22 protein-coding genes are annotated in these 17,918 nt (G+C 67.0%); 8 read left to right on the top strand and 14 right to left on the bottom strand.

Annotation, left to right across the window (positions count from 1 at the left end):
- Positions 1–40 precede the first annotated feature (40 nt).
- The 3 genes from ACWEWT_RS28465 to ACWEWT_RS28455 form a co-directional block, all read right to left on the bottom strand.
- The gene (locus ACWEWT_RS28465; RefSeq protein WP_452563505.1) at positions 41–310 is read right to left on the bottom strand and encodes a Txe/YoeB family addiction module toxin; all 270 of its coding nucleotides are present in this window, start codon (positions 308–310) and stop codon (positions 41–43) included.
- Complete coding sequence (locus ACWEWT_RS28460; protein ID WP_452563504.1) at positions 303–560, bottom strand: type II toxin-antitoxin system Phd/YefM family antitoxin; 258 nt, start codon at positions 558–560, stop codon at positions 303–305. Before ACWEWT_RS28460 ends, ACWEWT_RS28465 begins: the two co-directional genes overlap by 8 nt.
- Positions 561–800: 240 nt before the next feature.
- The gene (locus tag ACWEWT_RS28455) at positions 801–1,415 is read right to left on the bottom strand and encodes a TIGR03086 family metal-binding protein (RefSeq protein WP_452563503.1); all 615 of its coding nucleotides are present in this window, start codon (positions 1,413–1,415) and stop codon (positions 801–803) included.
- 82 nt (positions 1,416–1,497) lie between these two features.
- Between ACWEWT_RS28455 and ACWEWT_RS28450 the strand changes: the two genes are divergently transcribed.
- Positions 1,498–2,466 carry a helix-turn-helix transcriptional regulator gene (locus tag ACWEWT_RS28450; protein WP_452563501.1) on the top strand — a complete coding sequence of 323 codons (969 nt, stop codon included), beginning with the start codon at positions 1,498–1,500 and terminating at the stop codon, positions 2,464–2,466.
- A gap of 259 nt (positions 2,467–2,725) precedes the next feature.
- On the opposite strand, the gene ACWEWT_RS28445 is transcribed toward ACWEWT_RS28450, so the two are convergent.
- Positions 2,726–3,829, bottom strand: coding sequence for an alkene reductase (locus ACWEWT_RS28445; protein WP_452563500.1), 1,104 nt, complete (start codon positions 3,827–3,829; stop codon positions 2,726–2,728).
- 64 nt (positions 3,830–3,893) lie between these two features.
- Here ACWEWT_RS28445 and ACWEWT_RS28440 point away from each other — a divergent pair, with 64 nt between their 5' ends.
- Both ACWEWT_RS28440 and ACWEWT_RS28435 read left to right on the top strand, forming a co-directional pair.
- Positions 3,894–4,271 (top strand): MerR family transcriptional regulator, encoded by a 378-nt coding sequence (locus tag ACWEWT_RS28440; protein ID WP_452563499.1) that lies wholly within the window; start codon positions 3,894–3,896, stop codon positions 4,269–4,271.
- A 209-nt stretch (positions 4,272–4,480) separates the two neighbouring features.
- Positions 4,481–5,248, top strand: a complete 768-nt coding sequence (locus ACWEWT_RS28435; RefSeq protein WP_452563497.1) for a hypothetical protein — start codon at positions 4,481–4,483, stop codon at positions 5,246–5,248.
- On the opposite strand, the gene ACWEWT_RS28430 is transcribed toward ACWEWT_RS28435, so the two are convergent.
- On the bottom strand, positions 5,227–5,613 hold the full coding sequence (locus ACWEWT_RS28430; RefSeq protein ID WP_452563496.1) for a winged helix-turn-helix transcriptional regulator: 387 nt from the start codon (positions 5,611–5,613) through the stop codon (positions 5,227–5,229). The two genes, ACWEWT_RS28435 and ACWEWT_RS28430, sit on opposite strands and share 22 nt — an antisense overlap.
- A gap of 158 nt (positions 5,614–5,771) precedes the next feature.
- Between ACWEWT_RS28430 and ACWEWT_RS28425 the strand changes: the two genes are divergently transcribed.
- Entirely contained in the window at positions 5,772–6,653 is an 882-nt protein-coding gene (locus tag ACWEWT_RS28425; protein WP_452563494.1) for an NAD(P)-dependent oxidoreductase, read from the top strand.
- Positions 6,654–6,800: 147 nt separating this feature from the next.
- On the opposite strand, the gene ACWEWT_RS28420 is transcribed toward ACWEWT_RS28425, so the two are convergent.
- On the bottom strand, positions 6,801–7,226 hold the full coding sequence (locus ACWEWT_RS28420; RefSeq protein ID WP_452563493.1) for a Rid family hydrolase: 426 nt from the start codon (positions 7,224–7,226) through the stop codon (positions 6,801–6,803).
- A 146-nt stretch (positions 7,227–7,372) separates the two neighbouring features.
- On the opposite strand from ACWEWT_RS28420, the gene ACWEWT_RS28415 reads away from it, so the two are divergent.
- Complete coding sequence (locus ACWEWT_RS28415; protein ID WP_452563491.1) at positions 7,373–7,861, top strand: MarR family winged helix-turn-helix transcriptional regulator; 489 nt, start codon at positions 7,373–7,375, stop codon at positions 7,859–7,861.
- 225 nt (positions 7,862–8,086) lie between these two features.
- Here the strand turns inward: ACWEWT_RS28415 and ACWEWT_RS28410 are convergent, their stop codons facing one another.
- The 6 genes from ACWEWT_RS28410 to hsaA form a co-directional block, all read right to left on the bottom strand.
- A complete protein-coding gene (locus ACWEWT_RS28410) occupies positions 8,087–8,503 on the bottom strand; it encodes a PIN domain-containing protein (RefSeq protein WP_452563489.1) in 417 nt (138 codons plus the stop codon).
- Positions 8,504–8,505: 2 nt separating this feature from the next.
- Positions 8,506–8,718, bottom strand: a complete 213-nt coding sequence (locus ACWEWT_RS28405) for a type II toxin-antitoxin system VapB family antitoxin (RefSeq protein ID WP_452563487.1) — start codon at positions 8,716–8,718, stop codon at positions 8,506–8,508.
- 80 nt (positions 8,719–8,798) lie between these two features.
- Positions 8,799–9,425, bottom strand: a complete 627-nt coding sequence (hsaB, locus tag ACWEWT_RS28400) for a 3-hydroxy-9,10-secoandrosta-1,3,5(10)-triene-9,17-dione monooxygenase reductase subunit (protein ID WP_452563486.1) — start codon at positions 9,423–9,425, stop codon at positions 8,799–8,801.
- Positions 9,426–9,518: 93 nt separating this feature from the next.
- Positions 9,519–10,418, bottom strand: coding sequence for an iron-dependent extradiol dioxygenase HsaC (gene hsaC, locus ACWEWT_RS28395; protein ID WP_452563484.1), 900 nt, complete (start codon positions 10,416–10,418; stop codon positions 9,519–9,521).
- Positions 10,419–10,420: 2 nt separating this feature from the next.
- Complete coding sequence (hsaD, locus tag ACWEWT_RS28390; protein ID WP_452563482.1) at positions 10,421–11,299, bottom strand: 4,5:9,10-diseco-3-hydroxy-5,9,17-trioxoandrosta-1(10),2-diene-4-oate hydrolase; 879 nt, start codon at positions 11,297–11,299, stop codon at positions 10,421–10,423.
- Positions 11,299–12,462, bottom strand: coding sequence for a 3-hydroxy-9,10-secoandrosta-1,3,5(10)-triene-9,17-dione monooxygenase oxygenase subunit (gene hsaA / locus ACWEWT_RS28385; RefSeq protein ID WP_452563481.1), 1,164 nt, complete (start codon positions 12,460–12,462; stop codon positions 11,299–11,301). Before hsaA ends, hsaD begins: the two co-directional genes overlap by 1 nt.
- Positions 12,463–12,676: 214 nt before the next feature.
- Here hsaA and ACWEWT_RS28380 point away from each other — a divergent pair, with 214 nt between their 5' ends.
- Together ACWEWT_RS28380 and ACWEWT_RS28375 are read left to right on the top strand one after the other, a co-directional pair.
- Positions 12,677–13,885: a Rieske 2Fe-2S domain-containing protein gene (locus ACWEWT_RS28380; protein WP_452563479.1), complete on the top strand. Its 1,209-nt coding sequence runs from the start codon at positions 12,677–12,679 to the stop codon at positions 13,883–13,885.
- Position 13,886: 1 nt separating this feature from the next.
- Positions 13,887–14,216, top strand: a complete 330-nt coding sequence (locus ACWEWT_RS28375; protein ID WP_452563478.1) for a hypothetical protein — start codon at positions 13,887–13,889, stop codon at positions 14,214–14,216.
- Positions 14,217–14,399: 183 nt separating this feature from the next.
- Here ACWEWT_RS28375 and rsgA read toward each other — a convergent pair whose 3' ends face one another.
- Entirely contained in the window at positions 14,400–15,446 is a 1,047-nt protein-coding gene (gene rsgA, locus ACWEWT_RS28370) for a ribosome small subunit-dependent GTPase A (protein WP_452563476.1), read from the bottom strand.
- A 445-nt stretch (positions 15,447–15,891) separates the two neighbouring features.
- On the opposite strand from rsgA, the gene ACWEWT_RS28365 reads away from it, so the two are divergent.
- The gene (locus tag ACWEWT_RS28365) at positions 15,892–16,752 is read left to right on the top strand and encodes a class I SAM-dependent methyltransferase (protein ID WP_452563474.1); all 861 of its coding nucleotides are present in this window, start codon (positions 15,892–15,894) and stop codon (positions 16,750–16,752) included.
- A gap of 79 nt (positions 16,753–16,831) precedes the next feature.
- Here ACWEWT_RS28365 and ACWEWT_RS28360 read toward each other — a convergent pair whose 3' ends face one another.
- Positions 16,832–17,884, bottom strand: a complete 1,053-nt coding sequence (locus tag ACWEWT_RS28360) for an acyl-CoA dehydrogenase family protein (protein ID WP_452563472.1) — start codon at positions 17,882–17,884, stop codon at positions 16,832–16,834.
- Between the last annotated feature and the right edge of the window lie 34 nt (positions 17,885–17,918).

Below are 17,918 nucleotides of genomic sequence, written 5' to 3'. Positions count from 1 at the left end.
CAGGGGAGGCCGGCGCTCGGTGGGCGTCGCCGGTGTCCGATCACTCCTCGTAGTGCCCACCGACGCCGATGATCACCAGTTCGGTTTCGGTCACGAAATAGATCAGGCGATGTTCGCGGGTGATTCGTCTCGACCACTTCCCGGCCAGTTGATGTTTGAGCGGTTCGGGTTTGCCGATACCGGCGAAGGGGTCCGTCAGCGCCGCCGTGATCTGTTTGTTCGCGGCCTTCAGAACCGTGCGGTCGCGGGTGAGCCACGATGTGTATGTCTCCCAGCCGTAGGCCGTGAATACCAATTTACGGTCAGGCATCGGGGTCCAGCAGCTCCTGCGCGTCGAACCGGCCTTCGTCGGCGTCGCGAGCCGATTCGAGCAGCCGGACGCCACCGTGGGTCGCCAGGACATAGAGCGTTTCCTGAATGGAGTTCCAGTCGGACTCCGAGACCAGGACTGCATTCTGGCCGCTCTTGGTGACTACCGTGACGGTGTCGTGGTCGTCGTTCACCTGCTGGACCAGTGAGAACAACTGCTGCCGGACGGTGGAGATGGGTAGTGCGGTCATGGAAGCGCCCCTCGGTTGATTCGTACAACATATCGTACAAGTCGAGGTGGGCTGGGTCCATCGTCAGGTACGTGCCGGGAACCGTGAGCGCTGAAATCGGCCGCATCGGCGTCCGGTTGATGTGGTCTCGGCGGCGACCGCCGGGCCGGGTCTGTGGAGCGATGGATCATCGCAGCCATCGGGAGTCATTACTGCCGATCGGGAGTCGATGTATCGACTCCCGATCGGCATGCGTCGTTATCAGCTCTGCGGCCGGCGACCCAGGTAGCGCAGCAGCCGGTCCGTGCTGGAACCGTCGCCCTCGACCACCGGGCCGTAGGCGCCCCAGTCGCGCAGCGGTTCGATCCGGCCCTGCGCTGCCGCGAGAATCGGGGCCGACAGCTCCTCGGTCAACGGCGACTCCTGGCCCGTGGCGATCGCGATATCCCAGGCGTGCACGGCCGCGTCCAGGGCGCACAGGACCGCGGCGATCGGGGTGGGAAGTGGGCCGAAGGGCAGGGGAGTGGGGACGTTCTCGGTGGCGTCGGTGACGGTGGCCCAGGCGGTCGTGGTCTCCGCCAGGGCGGCGGCGACCAGGGCGACGGGTCCGTCGGCGATCGTGCCGGAGGGGGAGAAGGGGTCGTAGGCGGGGCCGGCCCCCACTCCGAGCGCCGCGGCGTAGGCGCGCTGGTCGCCGGCGGCGTGCTCGGCCACCTGCGCGACATTCCAGTCCGCGCACGGGGTCGGCAGCTGCCACTGGTCGGACTCGACGCGGGCGACAACCGAGCGCAGGGCCTCGTGTGCGGCGCTCAGCACTTCGCGCCAGACCGGCGCGAGCTGGGCGGTGATATCGGTTGCGGTGGTGGGGGTTTCCATCGTCTTACCTCTCGGTCGTTTTCGGCGTTGAACTCAGACTATGGCGCTATTAGGCTCATTTTCTTCCTGATAAAACCACCGCGTGAACGAGGAAATTGTGACCTCCACCACAACCCGCGTGCTCCGACTGCTGTCGCTGCTCCAGGACCGCTCCCACACCGGTCCCGAGCTGGCACAACGGCTCGGTGTCACCGACCGCACCCTGCGTCAGGACATCGCCCGCCTCCGCGAACTCGGCTATCCGGTGCACGGCACCCGCGGGCCGGTGGGCGGCTACCGGCTCGGGCAGGGGGCCACCATGCCGCCGCTCCTGCTCGACGACGACGAGGCGATCGCGGTGGCGGTGGCGATGGGCCTCGCCGAGGACGGGTCCACCGGTATCGCCGATATCGACCGCAGCGTCAAACGGGCGCTGGCCAAACTGGAGCGGATCCTGCCGAAGAGATTGCAGCGCACCGTGAACGCGCTACGGGAGGCCACCGCGGTGGGGCCGGCCACGATCGGGTCGCGCGAGCCGGACGCGCCGGTTCCCGCAGAAACGCTGGCCACGATCGCGGCGGCGATCCGGGCCGCCCGGGAACTCGAACTCGACGATCTCCGGGTCGAGCCGTACCGGCTGGTCAGCTGGCAGCGGCGCTGGTATCTGGTCGGCTACGGCCTCGATACGCATTCCTGGCGCGCTTTTCCGGTGGCGAACGTCCGCCGGGTGGTGGCGGGCACCCGGCGCTTCGCGGCCCGGACCCCGCCCGACAGTGATCTGGTCGCCTTCGTGCTCCGGGAGGTGGCCTCCGCGGGCTACGCGGTGCACGCCCGGGTCACGGTGCTCGCACCCGCGGAAACCGTTATCGCCCGGATCAATCCCGCGGTCGGAGTGGTGGTACCCGTCGACGAGAACTCGTGCCTGCTGCTCACCGGCGCGGATGCGATGGAGACCATCGCCATCTACCTGAGCATGCTCATGATGGATTTCCGGATCGACGGCCCACCGGAACTGGTCGACCACATCCGCACGCTGGGGCGACGCTACCGGAACGCGATCGCCCACCTCTGAAACCCGGCGGTCGCACGGCGCCGGGCGTGGTCTGCTCCGGGCGCGGACGGCACCGTGACCTCGGCGTGGGCACCGCCACCGGCGAGCGTGCAGCCGGAAACCGCGTCACCGACCTCGACCCGATCGACATCCTCGCCCGGGACGAGAGCTGTTCCCGCCGTTCCATGCCCAGGACACGGGAAACGGACGCCCACCGTCGGCGCCGGGGACCGGGCCGGGTCGTAGGTGACAGCATCCGGCCGACCGCGTCCCGCGGTGTTCACCCGGCGCTCGCCGCGAGTGTGGGGTAGTCGGTGTAGCCCTCCGCGCCACCCACGTACATCAGGTGCGCGTCACGGATCGCGTTCAGTGGTGCGCCGGTACGCAGCCGTTCGACCAGGTCCGGGTTGGCCAGGAAGGCACGGCCCAGCGCGATATGGTCGGCTCCGGCGGCGAGCAGACGTCCGGCCTCGGCGGTGATGGCCCCGGGGTCGCGGGAATCACCCGCCTTCGCCGGGTTGGCGACCAGGCTGCCGGGCCAGGCCGCGCGGAGCTGCCGCAGCAGCGGATCGCCGGAATCGATCCGGACGATGTGCAGGTAGGCGAGGCCCAGGCCGGCCAGTTCGGCGACCAGGGCTGGGTAGATCGCCGCGGTGTCACCTTCGGCGATGCCGTTGACGGGATTGGCCGGGGAGATACGCAATCCCACCCGATCGGGGCCGATGGCCGCCGCCACGGCCCGCACGACCTCGACCGTGAAACGGATCCGGTGCTCGACCGGGCCACCGTAACGGTCGGTCCGCCGGTTGGTGTTCTCGGCCAGGAACTGATGCAGCAGATAGCCGTTGGCGCTGTGCACCTCCACGCCCGCGAAACCGGCCGCGACGGCGTTGCGCGCGGCGTCGGCGAAATCGGCCACGGTCGAGTGGATCTCGCCGATCGAGAGTTCGCGCGGCGTCACGGCCGGCCGGCGACCCGACGGGGTGTGCACGGTATCGGGTAACGCGATCGGTGACGGAGCGACCGGGACCAGACCGCTGTTGTCGGGGTGGCCGACCCGGCCGCCGTGCTGGAGTTGCAGGAACATCCGGCCGCCGGCGGCGTGGACCGCGTCGGTGACCCGGTGCCAGCCCGCGATGTGCTCGGCGCGATAGATACCCGGAATATCGGCGTAGGTCTGACCCACCTGGTTCGGGGTCGCTGCCTCGGCGATGATCAGGCCCGCGCCGGCCCGCTGGGCGTAGTAGGTCGCCATCAGCTCGGAGGGAGTCCCGTCGGCCATGGCGCGGTTACGCGTCAACGGTGCCATGACCAGGCGATGTGGCAGTTCGAGCCCGGCCAGGCGGGTCGGCGCGAATAGATCGTGAGCTGCGGTGGTTGTCATGCCTGGACGGTAAGACCTCACATTGATGTGAGATTCAAGTCCGGAGCGGAATTGCGAGGTGGGAATGCGAATCGGGGAACTGGCACAGCGGACCGGGGTCAGCGAACGGTCACTGCGCTACTACGAGGAGCAGCGGTTGCTCGCGGCCGCGCGTACCCCGGGCGGACATCGCGATTACCCGGAGCAGGCGGTGGACCGGGTCGTGCACATCCAGGAGTTGTTCGCGGCCGGATTGTGCAGCAAGAAGATCGTGCAGATCCTGCCCTGCATGCGCGATGACGACGGCGGCGCGAACGAATACGCGACACCGGAACTCGTCGGCGAACTCGAGGTCGAACGCGCGCGGATCGACCGGATGATCGCCGATCTGCTGCGTTCACGCGAGGTGCTCGACGAGGTGATCGAACGGGCGGGAGCCGCTTTCACGACCGCCGCTGCGTGAGAACGGCCGGGCGCGAAGCCGGTCGCGTAAGTCGGTGGCGTCCCGCCGGCCGGTGCCGTGCCGGCGTCGCGTCCCCGGCATCGGCGACGGATCAGTCGTCGCATGTCCGGGCACTTTCCGCCGTCCCGGATCACTCCGGCGGTTCTGCCGACTTCGTGGCCCATCCCGCCTACACTCGGGCCCACTGTCCCCGAGTCAGGTGGTGACTCATGGCGTTTGCGGTATGGGTGCGGTCGGTTCCGGTCTGCTCGGCGCTGCTGCTGGTGGCGGCATCGAGCGGTTGCGCCTCACCGAGTGGAGGTGACCCCGGATCGGTGGTGTCGGCGACCGCGCCGCCGGGAGCGGTCGAATCGGTTACGGTCGCCGCGACTTCGGAAGCCGCGACTCCGGAACAGGAACGGCCGGACCCGCCGCCCACCGCGGTGGTCTCGCTGGTCGCCGTCGACGCATCCGGGCAGCCGACGGACGGTTTCGTCGTATCCGGTACCGCGCCCACCCGCGAACTCGACTGCAGCAACGGTACAGCCGGCCGCTCCGCCACCAGCCCCGGTATCTACCACTGCGGCGCGTCGGCCGACGCCGCCGATGTGTGCTGGGCCGGACCCGGCCGTAGCGAACTGCTCTGCGCCGACGACCCGTGGAGTCGTGAACTGCGCCGGTACACCGTGAATCCCCCGCTCGAACCCGTCGGGAAAACCGCGGACCCCGAGCCGTGGGCACTCGAACTGGCCGACGGGCGCCGATGCCGTATCCGGGTCGGCGGGGCGTGGGGTGGCCGGGCCGACGGTCTGGTGGGCGCCTACTCGTGTACCGGCGGCGCCGAAGTCGTCCTGCAACCTTCCGACGCCCGGACCGCCATCGATACCTCCGCTCCCACCTGGCATGTATCGATGGGCGAGCTCGGCGCCGGTTCGCCCGACCTCCCGCCCCCGACCATCGTGGACATCCGCACGGCCTATTTCGCGGCCGCGCCCTGACCGCCGGTCTCGCTGTGCGGGTGGATACGGGCGGCGCCGATGCGCTCGATACGTTCACGCCCCCACCCGCCGAGCGGTTCCAGCGCGGCGTTCAGCGACCGGCCGAGGGTGGTGAGCCGGTACTCCACCCGGGGCGGTACCTCCGGATGGGCCGACCGGTCGACCAAACCGTCCTCTTCGAGTTCACGCAGCTGCTGGATGAGCATCTTCTCCGAGACTCCGGGGAGTCCGCGGCGCAGTTCACCGAAACGGCGTACCCCGTGGTTCTCCAGCTCCCAGAGGATCAGGCCCTTCCATTTGCCGCTGATCACGTCCATGGCGGCATCGATTCCGCAGAAGTACGGCCCGAACCTTTTTTCGCCCATCTCGGCCTCGCTGCCTGTTCACATACGTGGTGGTAACTACCGCACCGAATAGTAGGTACTTGCCGTGACATCCGGGGTCGGCGATTCTCGAACACGGCGCGCCGAGCCAGTGTTCACCGAAGCGTCAGTGACGCGTCAGCAAGGGAGTCGGCACAGATATGACCGCAAACGATCAGCCGGCCGTGACGGTACTCGGTCTGGGACCGATGGGCCGGGCCATCGCCGCCGCATTCGTGAAGAGCGGTATCCACACCACTGTCTGGAACCGCACCCCGGGAAAGGACACCGAACTCGTCGGGTCGGGTGCGGTGCGGGCCACGGACCCGGCCGCGGCCACCGCCGGGGCCGATCTGGTCATCGCGGTACTGGGCGATCACGCCTCGGTCCACGCGGTCCTGGATCCGGTCGCCGAGCAGTTACGCGGCAAGGCGCTGATCGACCTCACCAGCACCGCGCCCGACGAATCACGGGAACTCGGCGAATGGGCCGCCGCCCGGGATATCGCCTTCCTGGACGGCGGCATCATGGCGGTGCCACCGATGATCGGCGGCCCGGGTGCCTCGATCCTCTACAGCGGTTCGGGAGCGGTATTCGACCGGTTCCGGCCGTACCTCGAAAAGCTCGGCGCGGCGGATTATTTCGGTACCGACGCGGGCACTGCCGCGCTCTACGATTTCGCGCTGCTCGCCGGGATGTACTCGATGTTCGCCGGGTTCTTCCACGGCGCCGCGATGGTGCGTACGGCCGGGGTGAGCGCCGGGGCCTTCGCGCCGCGCGCGGTGGCCTATGTCAGCGCCATGGCCGAGTTGTTGCCGGCCTACGCCGAGGTGATCGACAGCGGCGACTACAGCGACGAGGTCCAGCCCGCGCGCTTCCACAAACTCGCGTTCGACTCGATCGTGCGCGCCAGTCGCGATGCCGGGGTCGCACTGGATGTGATCGGGCCCGTCAAGAACCTCATCGATCGGCAGATCGCCGACGGCCGGGGTGGGGAGGGCCTGGAAAGGATCACCGAGGAACTGGCGGGAGGGCTGCGGTAGCTCGCCGCGCGGGTGCGGGCTGTTCGTTTCCGATGTGCCCGGTCCTGATCGCCGGTACGCCGACGATCAGGACCGGGTCCGAACCACCCCGGGCTACCGCACCCTCGCCCGGTGGGTGACTACCGTTCGGTCACCGGAGGCGACGGTTCAGTTCCCGGAGCCGACGATGGCGGTCACCCGGATCTCCACCCGCATGGCGGCGAGGCCGAGGACCGTGACGCCGGTCTCGGTCCAGATCGGCGCGCGGCCGCCGAGTCGACGGCGGAACTGCTCGGCCATGACCGTGTTGTGATCGTCGCCGATGGCGTCGTCTCCCGGTGTGACCTTGTGGTACGAATTCACGTGGATGACGTCCTTCCAGGTGGCCCCGACCGTGGCGAGCGTGCGCTCCACATTGTCGAAAGCCTGGACGATCTCGTCTTCCAGCGAATCGGGGATGACCAGGTCGTCGTCCACGCCGCCCTGACCGGAGGTCTCGACCCGGTCGCCGACGCGGACGGCACCGCTGTAGCCGAATGCCTCGTGCAGCTTCTCGCCGTAGCCCGGAGTGATGCCGAAGGTGACGGTGCTCATGATGTTCCCATTCCTGTCCGTGGGGCGCGTTCCCCGTTACCTGACTTCATGCGTAAACTCATGCCGGCCCGAAATTATTTCAACCGAAAAGTGATGACGGACTACGCCGGAGAGCGGGAATGCTCATGAGCAGCACGGACAGGAATATGAGCGACGTCGGTGAACACGAGGACGATGAGGAGCCGCGATGGCTCGATGCGCAGGAGAAGGCGGCGTGGACCGGGCTGATCTCCCTTGTCCTGCTGCTGCCCGGCAAACTGGAGTCGCCGCTGCGCCAGGAACACGGCCTCACCCTGTTCGAGTACCTCGTGCTCAGCCACCTCTCCGAGGCCCCGCGGCGCACCCTGCGAATGGGAGAACTCGCCTTCCTCGCCAGCGGGTCGCTCTCCCGCCTGTCCAACGTCGTCAAACGCTGTGAACAACGCGGCTGGGTCGTCCGGACACCCGACCCGGCCGACGGCCGCTACACCCTCGCCGAACTCACCGACCGCGGCGTCGACATCGTGCGCCTGGCGGCGCCCACACATCTGCGCGCCGTACGCCGCGTCGTCCTCGACTCGCTCGGCGCCACCGACCAGAAGGCCCTCGCCCGCATCGCGGAGAAGCTCCACATCGTCCCCGACGACCTCGGCTGACGGCCGTCCCACACGACTCACCCGAACGGGCGGATGCCGAGGTGACAGCCGCCCCTGAACCGACGGGCGACCGGTCGGGAAGGTCATCGGTCCGGGCGCCTCGCCCCGACACGCGGTGGCAGTGACGCACGTCGGCTGGGTGCAGACTCTGCCATCACATCGCCTCCATGGCTGACCTGGCTCGATGGTTGAGCAGGTAGGCGCGCGCGGATCGGTTGGGGCCGGTCAGTCCACGGTGCCGGCCGGGACGACCCACCGGGTCGGCTGGCCGGTCACCGCGGCGATCATGTCGAAGTCACCGTCGTAGTGCAGCACCGTGGCGCCCTGCCGTTCGGCGACCGCCGCGATGACGAGGTCTGCGACGGAAAGCGCGCGCCAATTCCCGCGTTCTGTCAGCAGACTCTGCACTTCCGCGGCCCGGTCCCAGGTCTCGTCCGGAGTCGGTAACCAGTCGAAACCTCGCAGTCCCTCGCGAATACGCTGGGCATCGGCCTTCGACCGGGCCGAATGCAGGATTTCCAGCTCGACCGCTCCGCAGACAGCCAGGAGCCCCGCATTGTGCAGCGGATCCACGACGGCACGGACGGTCGGCTTCGGATAACAGGCGAACGCGGACTTGTCGATGAGATACCGGGTCGGCACCTTCAGGCCGCGCCCCGGCCGGCCGGGGGCTCGACGGGGCCGGTGAGATCGGGAAGACCGCCCGCGCCGATCCAGTCGAGGAAGGATTGCCGCCGTCGGCGCTCGATCGCATCCTCGAGCGCTGCGTTGACCGTCGCGACCTTGGTGGTCGTACCGAAGATTTCGGCCGCGGCGGCCAATTTCTCATCGTCTACGTCGATAACAGTTCGTGCCACGGCACATCACCTCCGGGTAGCCAGGGCCAACCCGACGATATCGCATTCTGCAGATTTTGATATCAACCTGTGTTCGTGGCCTACAGCCAGGTGTCGAGGGTCGTGGTGGTGAGGAAATGGTCCAGGTCGGCACGCCAGGGGGCCGGGGTGGTCTTCTCCGGCTCGATGGCGGTGTACTGGCCGCGGTAGAACAGCAGCGGGCGGCCGTTCGAGGTCGCGGCGGTCTCCGACATCGCCAGGACCCGGCCGATCACGATGAAATGGTCGCCGCCGTCGACCACACTGTCCACCCGGCATTCGATGGTGGCCAGCGAGTTGTCGAGCCGGGGCAGGCCCAGTTCGGAGGTGTGCCAATCGGTTCCGCCGAACTTGTCCGGCTCGCGGGAGCCGAATTTCGCGCAGACCGGTTGCTGCTCCTCGGCCAGGACGTTCACGCAGAAACGCCCGTTGGCCTCGATAGCGGCCCACGAGCGGGAACCCTTGGTCGGGCAGAACAGCACCAGGGGTGGTTCCAGGGAGAGCGCGGCGAAGGACTGGCAGGCGAAACCGATCGGGGTGTCACCGTCGGTGAACGTGGTGATCACCGTGATACCGGTGCAGAACTGCCCGAGGATATCGCGGAACTGCCGGGGGTCGATGGTGGTGGCCTCGTCGGTGGCCGCTTCGCCCGCGTCGCCCGCCGGATCAGCTGGTGCCGTCACGTTCATACCGTCCTCGCCTCGTTCGGTGGAGCTGCCGGCGGGCGGACCGCCGGATTCAGCCGGGCCCGGTGCGAGTATCGCACCGGGCCCGGCCGGATATCACTTGAAACCCACGCTGAAATCGTGGCCCCACAGGCTGACCGCGGTGGATTCCCGGGCGATCCAGCTGTGATCGTCGACTTCGAGCCCCTCGCAGCCGAATTCGACGTCGAATCCGCCCGGGGTCTTCATATAGAACGACAGCATCTTGTCGTTGATGTGCCGGCCGAGGGTTGCCGACATCTTGACCTTCTTGCGCTCGGCGCGATCCAGGCACAGGCCGACATCGTCGGAGTTCTCCACCTCGACCATGAGGTGGACGATGCCGGTCGGGTTGGGCAGCGGCAGGAACGCCAGCGCGTGGTGGCGCGGATTGCACCCGTAGAACCGCAGCCAGGCCGGATCGCCGTCCTCCGGGCGGCCCACCAGCTGCGGCGGCAGACGCATGGAATCGCGCAGCCGGAACCCCAGTACGTCCTGGTAGAACGCCTGGGCCGCGGCATCGTCGTTGCAGGTCAGGACCACATGGCCCAGGCCCTGTTCGGCAGTGACGAACTTGTGGCCGTAGGGGCTGACGAACCGGCGGCCGAGATACTGCGCCCCGTAGAACGCCTCGAGGGTGTTCTCGGCGGGATCCCGGAAGCGGATCATTCCCTCGACCCGCCGCTCGGCGAGCTCCTCCTTGGTGCCCTCCTCGAACGCGACGCCGTTCTTCTCCAGCGTCTCCCGGAGGCGCTGGAGCGCGGGGCCGTCGGTGACCTCCCAGCCCGACACCAGCAGCCGGTCCTGCTCGCCGGGCACGATCACCAGCCGGGCGGCGAAATCGTCCATCCGGAGATAGAGCGCATCGGGGTTGTTCCCGTCGCCCTCCATCATGCCGAGCACTTTCAAGCCGTACTCGCGCCAGGCCGCCATATCGGTGGCCTCGATGCGCATGTACCCGAGTGCCTTGATACTCATCGTCATTTCTCCTTGACGCCGAGCAGGAAATCGGAGGCCAGCCGGTTGAACTCGGCGAACTTCTCCAGTTGCGCCCAGTGCCCGCAGCCTCCGAATACATGCAGTTGCGCGCGCGGGATGTTCTTGAGCGCCACCAACGCGCCGTCGAGCGGGTTCACCCGGTCCTCGCGACCCCAGATGAGCAGGACCGGCTGACGCAGTTTGTAGGCGTCGCGCCAGAGCATGCCCTTCTCGAAATCGGCACTCGCGAAGGATTTACCCATGGCGCGAGTAGCCGCGAGGGCCTCGGGCGTGCTCGCGGAAGCGAAGCGTTCCTCGATGAGCTCCGCGGTGACCAGGGACTGGTCGAAGACCATGATCCGCAGGAACGCCTCGAGGTTCTCCCGGGTCGGTTCGTAGTTGAACTTGCCCAGCAGCTTGACGCCCTCGGTGGGATCGGGGGCGAACAGGTTGGTGCTGAGCCCGCCCGGCCCCATCAGGACGAGTTTCCCGGCGCGATCGGGATAGTCGAGCGCGAACCGTACCGCGGCGCCGCCGCCGAGCGAATTGCCCAGCAGGTGGACGCGGTCGGTGATGTCCAGGGTGTCGAGCAGATCCTTCAGCGCCGAGGAGCTGTGCACGAAGTACTGCGGATGCTCGGTCGGCTTGTCGGACTGCCCGTACCCGGGCTGGTCCACCGCGATCACATGGAAGTCGCGGGCCAGCACGGGGATATTGCGGGAGAAGTTCGACCACGACGAAGCGCCCGGGCCGCCGCCGTGCAGTAGCACGATGGTGGGGCCGTTACCGACCCCGGCCTCGTGATAGTGCAGTTTCAGATCCGGACGTACCTGCGCGAACCGCGAAGTGGACTCGTAGGTGAGTTCGGCGGTAGAGGTCATCACACCATCCCGTCGGAAACCGGCAGCCCGAACTCGTGCGTGCCGTACATGACGTAGGCCCGCTCGGGATCGTTGGAGGCGTGTACCCGGCCGGCATGCGCGTCGCGCCAGAACCGTTGCAGCGGGGTGCCGTTGACCAGCGCGGTGGCCCCGGAGCTCTCGAAGAGCTTATCGATCGAGGCGATTGCCCGGCCGGTCGCGCGGACCTGGTCGCGCCGGGCGCGGACACGCAGATCGAACGGGATCTCCTTGCCCTCGAGCAGCAGCGCGTACTCGTCGGCGACATTGCCCGCGAGCTGACGCCAGGCGGCATCGATATCGCTGGACGCCTCGGCGATCCGGACCTTGGTGAACGGATCCTCCTTGGCCTTCTCCCCGGCGTAGGCCGCGCGCAGCCGCTTGCCCTGGTGCTCGACATGGGCTTCGTAGGCGCCGTAGGCCATGCCGACGATCGGCGCGGAGATGGTGGTGGGATGGATGGTGCCCCACGGCATCTTGTACACCGGGTCGGTGTTACGTTCCAGTCCCGGCGATTTCAGATCGTTCATGGTCTTGTAGCTGAGGAACCGGTGCGTGGGGACGAAAACGTCCTTCACCACGAGAGTGTTCGAACCGGTACCGCGCAGACCGACCACATTCCACACATCGTCGATCTCGTATTCCGAGCGCGGGATCAGAAAACTGCCGAAATCGACCGGCTTACCGTTCTTGATCACCGGTCCGCCGACGAAGGTCCAGTCCGCGTGACCCGAACCCGAGGACCAGGCCCAGGAGCCGCTGACCTGGTAACCACCCTCGACCACGGTGCCGGCGCCCATGGGCGCGTAGGACGAGGAGATCCGTACATCGGTGTTCTCGCCCCACACCTCTTCCTGGGCCTCCTGGCCGAAGAGGGCCAGATGCCAGTTGTGCACGCCGATGATCCCGGCGACCCAGCCGGTGGAACCGCAGGCGCTGGCGATCTTGCGGACCGTGTCGTAGAAGACGACCGGGTCCGCGGCGTGCCCGCCCCACTGCTTCGGTTGCAGCAGCCGGAAGAATCCGGCTTCCTGCAGGTCCTTTATGGATTCCTCGGGAATCTGCCGAAGGTCTTCGGCCTCCTGTGCGCGGGCGCGCAGCGTGGGCAACAGCGCCTCGACCCGTTCGGTCACTTCTCGCGTCATCTCCGGCCCCTGCTCCTGCCTGGTCGTTTGCTGAACGGTAGTCATCTGCTCACGGCAGAATTTACCTCTGAGACTAGAACAGGTTCTTGTTCATGTCGAGAACCGGTGCCAACGTGGTGCGAATATGGGACATGTGCTGGATGTGGCGCGAATCGCTGGCGTTCGGGACGCCAGTTTTGTAACGTGTTCTAGTACAGCAGGAGGAGGAATTGCGATGGCAGTAACCCCGGCGGGCGGCGGTTCGAAGGTGCGGGAGCTCGATGTCGGTTCGGCCCCCACCCGCTACGCGCGCGGATGGCATTGCCTGGGGCTGGCGCGGAATTTCCGCGACGGCAAACCGCATTCGGTGCAGGCATTCGGAACCAAACTGGTGGTGTGGGCCGACAGCGCCGACGAGTTGCACGTGCTCGACGCCTACTGCCGCCATATGGGCGGTGACCTCAGCATGGGCGAGGTGAAAGGCGACGATATCGCCTGCCCGTTCCACGACTGGCGGTGGGGCGCGAACGGTAAATGCACCTCGATTCCCTACGCCCGGCGCGTGCCGCCGCTGGCGCGGACCCGGCGGTGGATCACCCTCGAACGCAACGGTCAGCTCTTCGTCTGGCACGACCACGAGGGCAACGAACCCCCGCCCGAGGTCACCATTCCGCATATCGAGGGCCCCTACACCGATGCCGACGGCAACCCGGTCGAGGAACTCGACAGCGGCTGGACCGAGTGGACCTGGAACAATCTGCTGATCGAGGGCGCGAACTGCCGCGAGATCATCGACAACGTCGTGGATATGGCGCACTTCTTCTATATCCACTACGCGTTCCCCACCTACTTCAAGAACGTTTTCGAGGGCCATGTGGCCACGCAGTTCCTGGAGACCAAGGGGCGCCCGGATGTCGGTGCGGGGGCCAAGTACGCCGGCGAGCAGCTGCTGAAATCGGAGGCGTCGTATTTCGGCCCCTCCTACATGATCAACCCCCTGATCAACAGCTACGGCGGCTACGAGATCAAAGTCCAGCTGATCAACTGCCACTACCCGGTCTCGCAGGATTCGTTCATGCTGCAGTGGGGTCTGTCCGTCGAGAAGCCCAAGGGCCTCGACGACGCGACCGCCCAGAATCTCGCGAAGACCATGGCCGATTTCTTCGGCGACGGGTTCCTGCAGGACGTGGAGATCTGGAAACACAAGTCCAAGGTCGAGAACCCGCTGCTCTGCGAAGAGGACGGTCCGGTCTACCAGCTGCGGCGCTGGTACGACCAGTTCTACGTCGATGTCGCGGACGTGACCGAGAAGATGACCCAGCGCTTCGAGTTCGAGGTCGACACCACCAAGGCCAACGAGGCCTGGGAGGCCGAGGTCGAAGAGAATCTGCGGCGCAAACGCGAACAAGAAGCAGACGCCGACCAGGCGGAGGCAGGAGTCTGATATGACCAGCTGGGCGAAAGCACCCGACTTCGCCGACCAGCCCGCCCGGCGGGCCGAGGTGCAGGCCCAGACGGTCGTGGACCAGGCACGGTATCTCGAGGACGGCCTGACATCGCTGCGGTGTCAGGCCTGCCACACCGAGGTGCGGGTCCGTAAGAGCAGCTCCCGGCAGACCTCGGTGCAGTGGACCGAGAACCCGGCCACCCGGTGCCCTGTCTTCGCGGAGCTGAGCGCCAAGGGCTACGGGCCGGGCCGGCCGGATACCTGCGAACGTCTGCAGAAGACCATCAAATGGGCGGTCGACGAGGGCGTCCTCGAGGTCCCCGAGTAAACCGTCGAACTCGCCGGATTCCGTGCACCCCGGAGCGGTTGTTCCGCGGACTCGTACCCGGATACTGTCCCGGCCATGTCGTCGGCCGAGGACCTTCCGGAACGTGCCGACCGGGCCGGTCGTAGTCGTTTCCGGGCGGACCCGGAAACGACCACCACTATCGGTGCGGGGTTGTCCGCGCGGTCAGCGCCGGGAACCGCGCTCGCGATACATTCGCCGCTGCTCCTTGGCGATACCCCGCCACACCTGGCTGCGCTCGGCCTGCAGCCGTTTATCCGATCGCGCCTCCATCCAGGCGTTCTCCTTGCCGAGTTTGCGATAGCTGCGCAGCCGCCGCTCGGGTAGTTCCCCGGCGTCGACGGCCGCGCGTACCGCGCAACCCGGTTCGGCGTCGTGCGCGCAGTCGGCGAACCGGCAGTGGGCCGCGAGCTCCTCGATATCGCTGAACGTCCGGCTGATGCCCTCGGCCGCGTCCCACAGACCGATACCCCGCAGGCCGGGGGTGTCGATGAGGGTGCCGCCGGTGGGCAGCGGCCGCAGCTCACGGTGCACCGTGGTGTGCCGGCCCTTCTTGTCGGCCGCGCGCACCGCGTCGGTGGCGAAGACCTCCGCACCGAGCAGCGCGTTGGCCAGGGTGGATTTACCCGCGCCGGAGGGTCCGAGCAGCGCCACCGTTCCGTCCAGTACCGAGGTCAGCACATCGAGCCCGAGATCGGCGGTCGCGCTGACCGCCAGGACCGCGGCGCCCGGCGCTACGGCCCGGACATCGTCGAGCGGTAGATCCGGGGTGGCATCGGCCTTGGTGAGCACGACCACCGGCTGGGCACCGCTCTCCCAGACCAGGGCGAGCATGCGTTCGATCCGTCCGAGATCCATATCGCCGTCGGCGGGTGCGCAGATCAGCACGGTATCGACGTTGGCGGCCAGTACCTGGCTCTCGGACCGGCCCGATACCGAGGAGCGGGTGAGGGCCGAGCGGCGCGGCAGTACGGCCCGGACGTGCGAATGGGCGTCGAGAACCACCCAGTCGCCGGTGCACAGACCGCTGACCTCGGAATCCGAGCGCGGGCAGGTGGCGCGGGCCGGGCCGGTGGGGGTGACCACATCGCATTCGCCACGGTCCATCCGCGCGATCCGGGCCGGTACGGATCCGGGGTCGATATGCGGTAGATAATCCTCGGCGAGGGTTTCGGTCCAGCCGTAGGGGATGAGCAGGTCGTAATCGACCATTATCGAGAGTTCCTTCGTCGGGCGCCGAACCCGACCGGGTTCAGCGAGGGAGGTCCGGGGTGGAGAACAGCGCGGCGCATACTCGCCGCGGCACGACAATCCGATCGACCGCCACGCTCTCCACCTCCCTCACGAACTCGCTGTTGGCCGCAAACTCTGCCAGCACTGTCTGTGGTTGTGCAAGGTATTTTCTCGTGCTCCTACCGCCGCGCGTTCGCAAGGTAGGCCGGGGTCGAATAAAGCCGGGTGGACATGCACCGGGAGGAGGTCTTCCCAGGTGAACGGGCTGCCGTGACTCGATCGGGCCGGACTCGGACGCGCATTTCCTCCGGATCGGTGCGGCTTGCCGTGCTCGCCCGGACAGTTTCGTTCTATCCTCGAATTTCGCGGGGTCGCGGAGCGCAACATAGCTGAAAGGTGTCTGGTGCCCCCTCTCAACGGTGTAGTGCGTGAGCTCGAACAGGCGGGAGCCAGAATTATCGAGGCCCTTCGTGAGGCGGCGACTTTTCGCGCCGAAGGAATAGACCGATTCAGCGGTCGCGCGGCCGGATTCGGTAGATACATGTTCCGGTTGAATTCCGAAGCCGAGCTGAGTATGCAGAGGAGATTGCGGACGATCGACGCATACGACCGGAATATAGAACGGTACATGGAGTCGACACCTTCGTCGACATATATTGAGGATGAACACGGCGCAGGAAATTGGCTCGAATCGTACGTCAATCAGTTGCAGCGTAATTTTCAGCAAACCGGGAGGGTTCAGCGGGTGCTCGATCTGGCCAGTGGCCCGCAAGGGCGCGATGGTCGGCTGTACCGGGAATCCGGTTTCGATGTCACCTTGAGTGATGCCTCTCCGCGGAGCGTGGAGAAGCTGCGCGAAGCAGGCTTCGAAGCCGAGCGGATAGATATGGTGACCGACGAATTCGGCGGGCCTTGGGATGGGATATCGATCAACGGAGGCGTGCCGCACCTATCCCCGAGAGATCTCGAGAAAGTTGTCGAGAAAGCTGCACGCTCGTTACGGGAGGGTGGCCTTCTCGCCTACAGTTTCAAGATCGCTGACACCCCGGATTCTGCTACTCATCAGGTGATCAACAATAAAGGCGCGGACAAGGACTATTACTTGAGAGATGTAGATGCGTTCGACCCCTGGGAACTTCGGTACGATCTGATCCCTCTCGCAACGATGCGCAATCCTTTCGACACCGGAGGAACCCATGAGTGGGGATGTAAATTGCTGACGAAACATTCTTCGTTGTACGAGACGTTCACCGAAGAAATCGATACCGGGCTCGCGGGACGATAGCAGCCCGAATTCCGGCTGCTATCGTGATCGTCCGTTCGCGGCCCACGAAGTGGTCGTATCGTCTGTCCCCGGCAAGCGGTCAGTGGGGGACCGGCGGGCGTTTCGGGGTGCCGAAGAGGTGGGCGTCGCCGTGGGCGCGTTTGAAGTACAGGTGCGCGTCGTGTTCCCAGGTGATGGCGATACCGCCGTGCAGCTGAACGGTTTCCGCCGCGATCTCGGAGAACGCTTCCGAGCACTGACGGCGGGCGACCCAGACATCTTCCGCCGCCGAAGCGGCATCCTCGGCCACCGCGAAGGTGGCGGCCAGCGACGCGGATTTCGCGGACTCGGCGAGTACATACATATCGGCCATCCGGTGTTTGAGGGCCTGGAAGCTGCCGATGGCCCGGCCGAACTGCACCCGTGATTTCGTGTACTCCACGGTCGCCTCGAGACAGTACTCGGCCGCACCGACCTGTTCGGCGGCGACCGCGGCCCAGGCGATCCGGCGCAGCCGTTCGACGATCGGTCCCGTTTCCGCATCGCCGAGCCGGCGGCCGGGCGTCGCGGTGAAGGAGATCTCGGACAGTGCCCGCGAGGGATCCATGGCGGCGACGCGGCGGCGTTCGACACCCGTGGCGGCCGGGTCCACCTCGAACAGGCCGGTTCCGGTGACCACGATCAGGGTGTCGGCGACGGTGCCGTCCAGCACGTAGTGCGCCGTTCCGTCGAGGGTGTCGCCGTCGGCGCGGACCCCGAAATCGTCCCAGCCCTGCGCCGAGGCCCAGCAGACGGCGAGCGTGCCGCGCCCCTCGGCGAGAGCGGGGAGCAGTCGCGCGCAGGCCGCGCTGTCCCCGGAGAGCAGCACCGCCTGCGCACCCAGCACAGCCGATCCGAGCATCGGTACATCGGCGAGCGTCCGGCCGAGTTCACCGACCACCAGCAGGGATTCGGCCAGTCCCGCACCGAACCCACCGAACTCCTCGGGTATCGCCAGTGCGGCCACCCCGACCTGCTCGCACAGTTGCGCCCACAGCTGCGGGTCGTAGCCCAGTTCGGTATCCATCGCCTTGCGGATACCGGCCCGGGCGTCCCGTTTGGTCAGCAGTCCCCGGACCGCCGTCACCAGCTCCTGCTGTTCCTCGCTGATCATCTCTTCTCCCGTGTCTTCCGGACGGACACCGGCA

This window comes from Nocardia sp. NPDC003963 (assembly GCF_053605105.1).
The sequence above is the reverse complement of the archived record's forward strand: the minus strand, read 5'-3'. Positions and strand labels throughout refer to the sequence as shown.

Bases quoted from the DNA above. Each gene is read 5' to 3' on its own strand.
- ACWEWT_RS28465 (WP_452563505.1), bottom strand. From the start codon at position 310: ATGCCTGACCGTAAATTGGTATTCACGGCCTACGGCTGGGAGACATAC.
- ACWEWT_RS28460 (WP_452563504.1), bottom strand. From the start codon at position 560: ATGACCGCACTACCCATCTCCACCGTCCGGCAGCAGTTGTTCTCACTG.
- ACWEWT_RS28455 (WP_452563503.1), bottom strand. From the start codon at position 1,415: ATGGAAACCCCCACCACCGCAACCGATATCACCGCCCAGCTCGCGCCG.
- ACWEWT_RS28445 (WP_452563500.1), bottom strand. From the start codon at position 3,829: ATGACAACCACCGCAGCTCACGATCTATTCGCGCCGACCCGCCTGGCC.
- ACWEWT_RS28440 (WP_452563499.1), top strand. From the start codon at position 3,894: ATGCGAATCGGGGAACTGGCACAGCGGACCGGGGTCAGCGAACGGTCA.
- ACWEWT_RS28435 (WP_452563497.1), top strand. From the start codon at position 4,481: ATGGCGTTTGCGGTATGGGTGCGGTCGGTTCCGGTCTGCTCGGCGCTG.
- ACWEWT_RS28430 (WP_452563496.1), bottom strand. From the start codon at position 5,613: ATGGGCGAAAAAAGGTTCGGGCCGTACTTCTGCGGAATCGATGCCGCC.
- ACWEWT_RS28425 (WP_452563494.1), top strand. From the start codon at position 5,772: ATGACCGCAAACGATCAGCCGGCCGTGACGGTACTCGGTCTGGGACCG.
- ACWEWT_RS28420 (WP_452563493.1), bottom strand. From the start codon at position 7,226: ATGAGCACCGTCACCTTCGGCATCACTCCGGGCTACGGCGAGAAGCTG.
- ACWEWT_RS28415 (WP_452563491.1), top strand. From the start codon at position 7,373: ATGAGCGACGTCGGTGAACACGAGGACGATGAGGAGCCGCGATGGCTC.
- hsaB (WP_452563486.1), bottom strand. From the start codon at position 9,425: ATGAACGTGACGGCACCAGCTGATCCGGCGGGCGACGCGGGCGAAGCG.
- hsaC (WP_452563484.1), bottom strand. From the start codon at position 10,418: ATGAGTATCAAGGCACTCGGGTACATGCGCATCGAGGCCACCGATATG.
- hsaD (WP_452563482.1), bottom strand. From the start codon at position 11,299: ATGACCTCTACCGCCGAACTCACCTACGAGTCCACTTCGCGGTTCGCG.
- hsaA (WP_452563481.1), bottom strand. From the start codon at position 12,462: ATGACGCGAGAAGTGACCGAACGGGTCGAGGCGCTGTTGCCCACGCTG.
- ACWEWT_RS28380 (WP_452563479.1), top strand. From the start codon at position 12,677: ATGGCAGTAACCCCGGCGGGCGGCGGTTCGAAGGTGCGGGAGCTCGAT.
- ACWEWT_RS28375 (WP_452563478.1), top strand. From the start codon at position 13,887: ATGACCAGCTGGGCGAAAGCACCCGACTTCGCCGACCAGCCCGCCCGG.
- rsgA (WP_452563476.1), bottom strand. From the start codon at position 15,446: ATGGTCGATTACGACCTGCTCATCCCCTACGGCTGGACCGAAACCCTC.
- ACWEWT_RS28360 (WP_452563472.1), bottom strand. From the start codon at position 17,884: ATGATCAGCGAGGAACAGCAGGAGCTGGTGACGGCGGTCCGGGGACTG.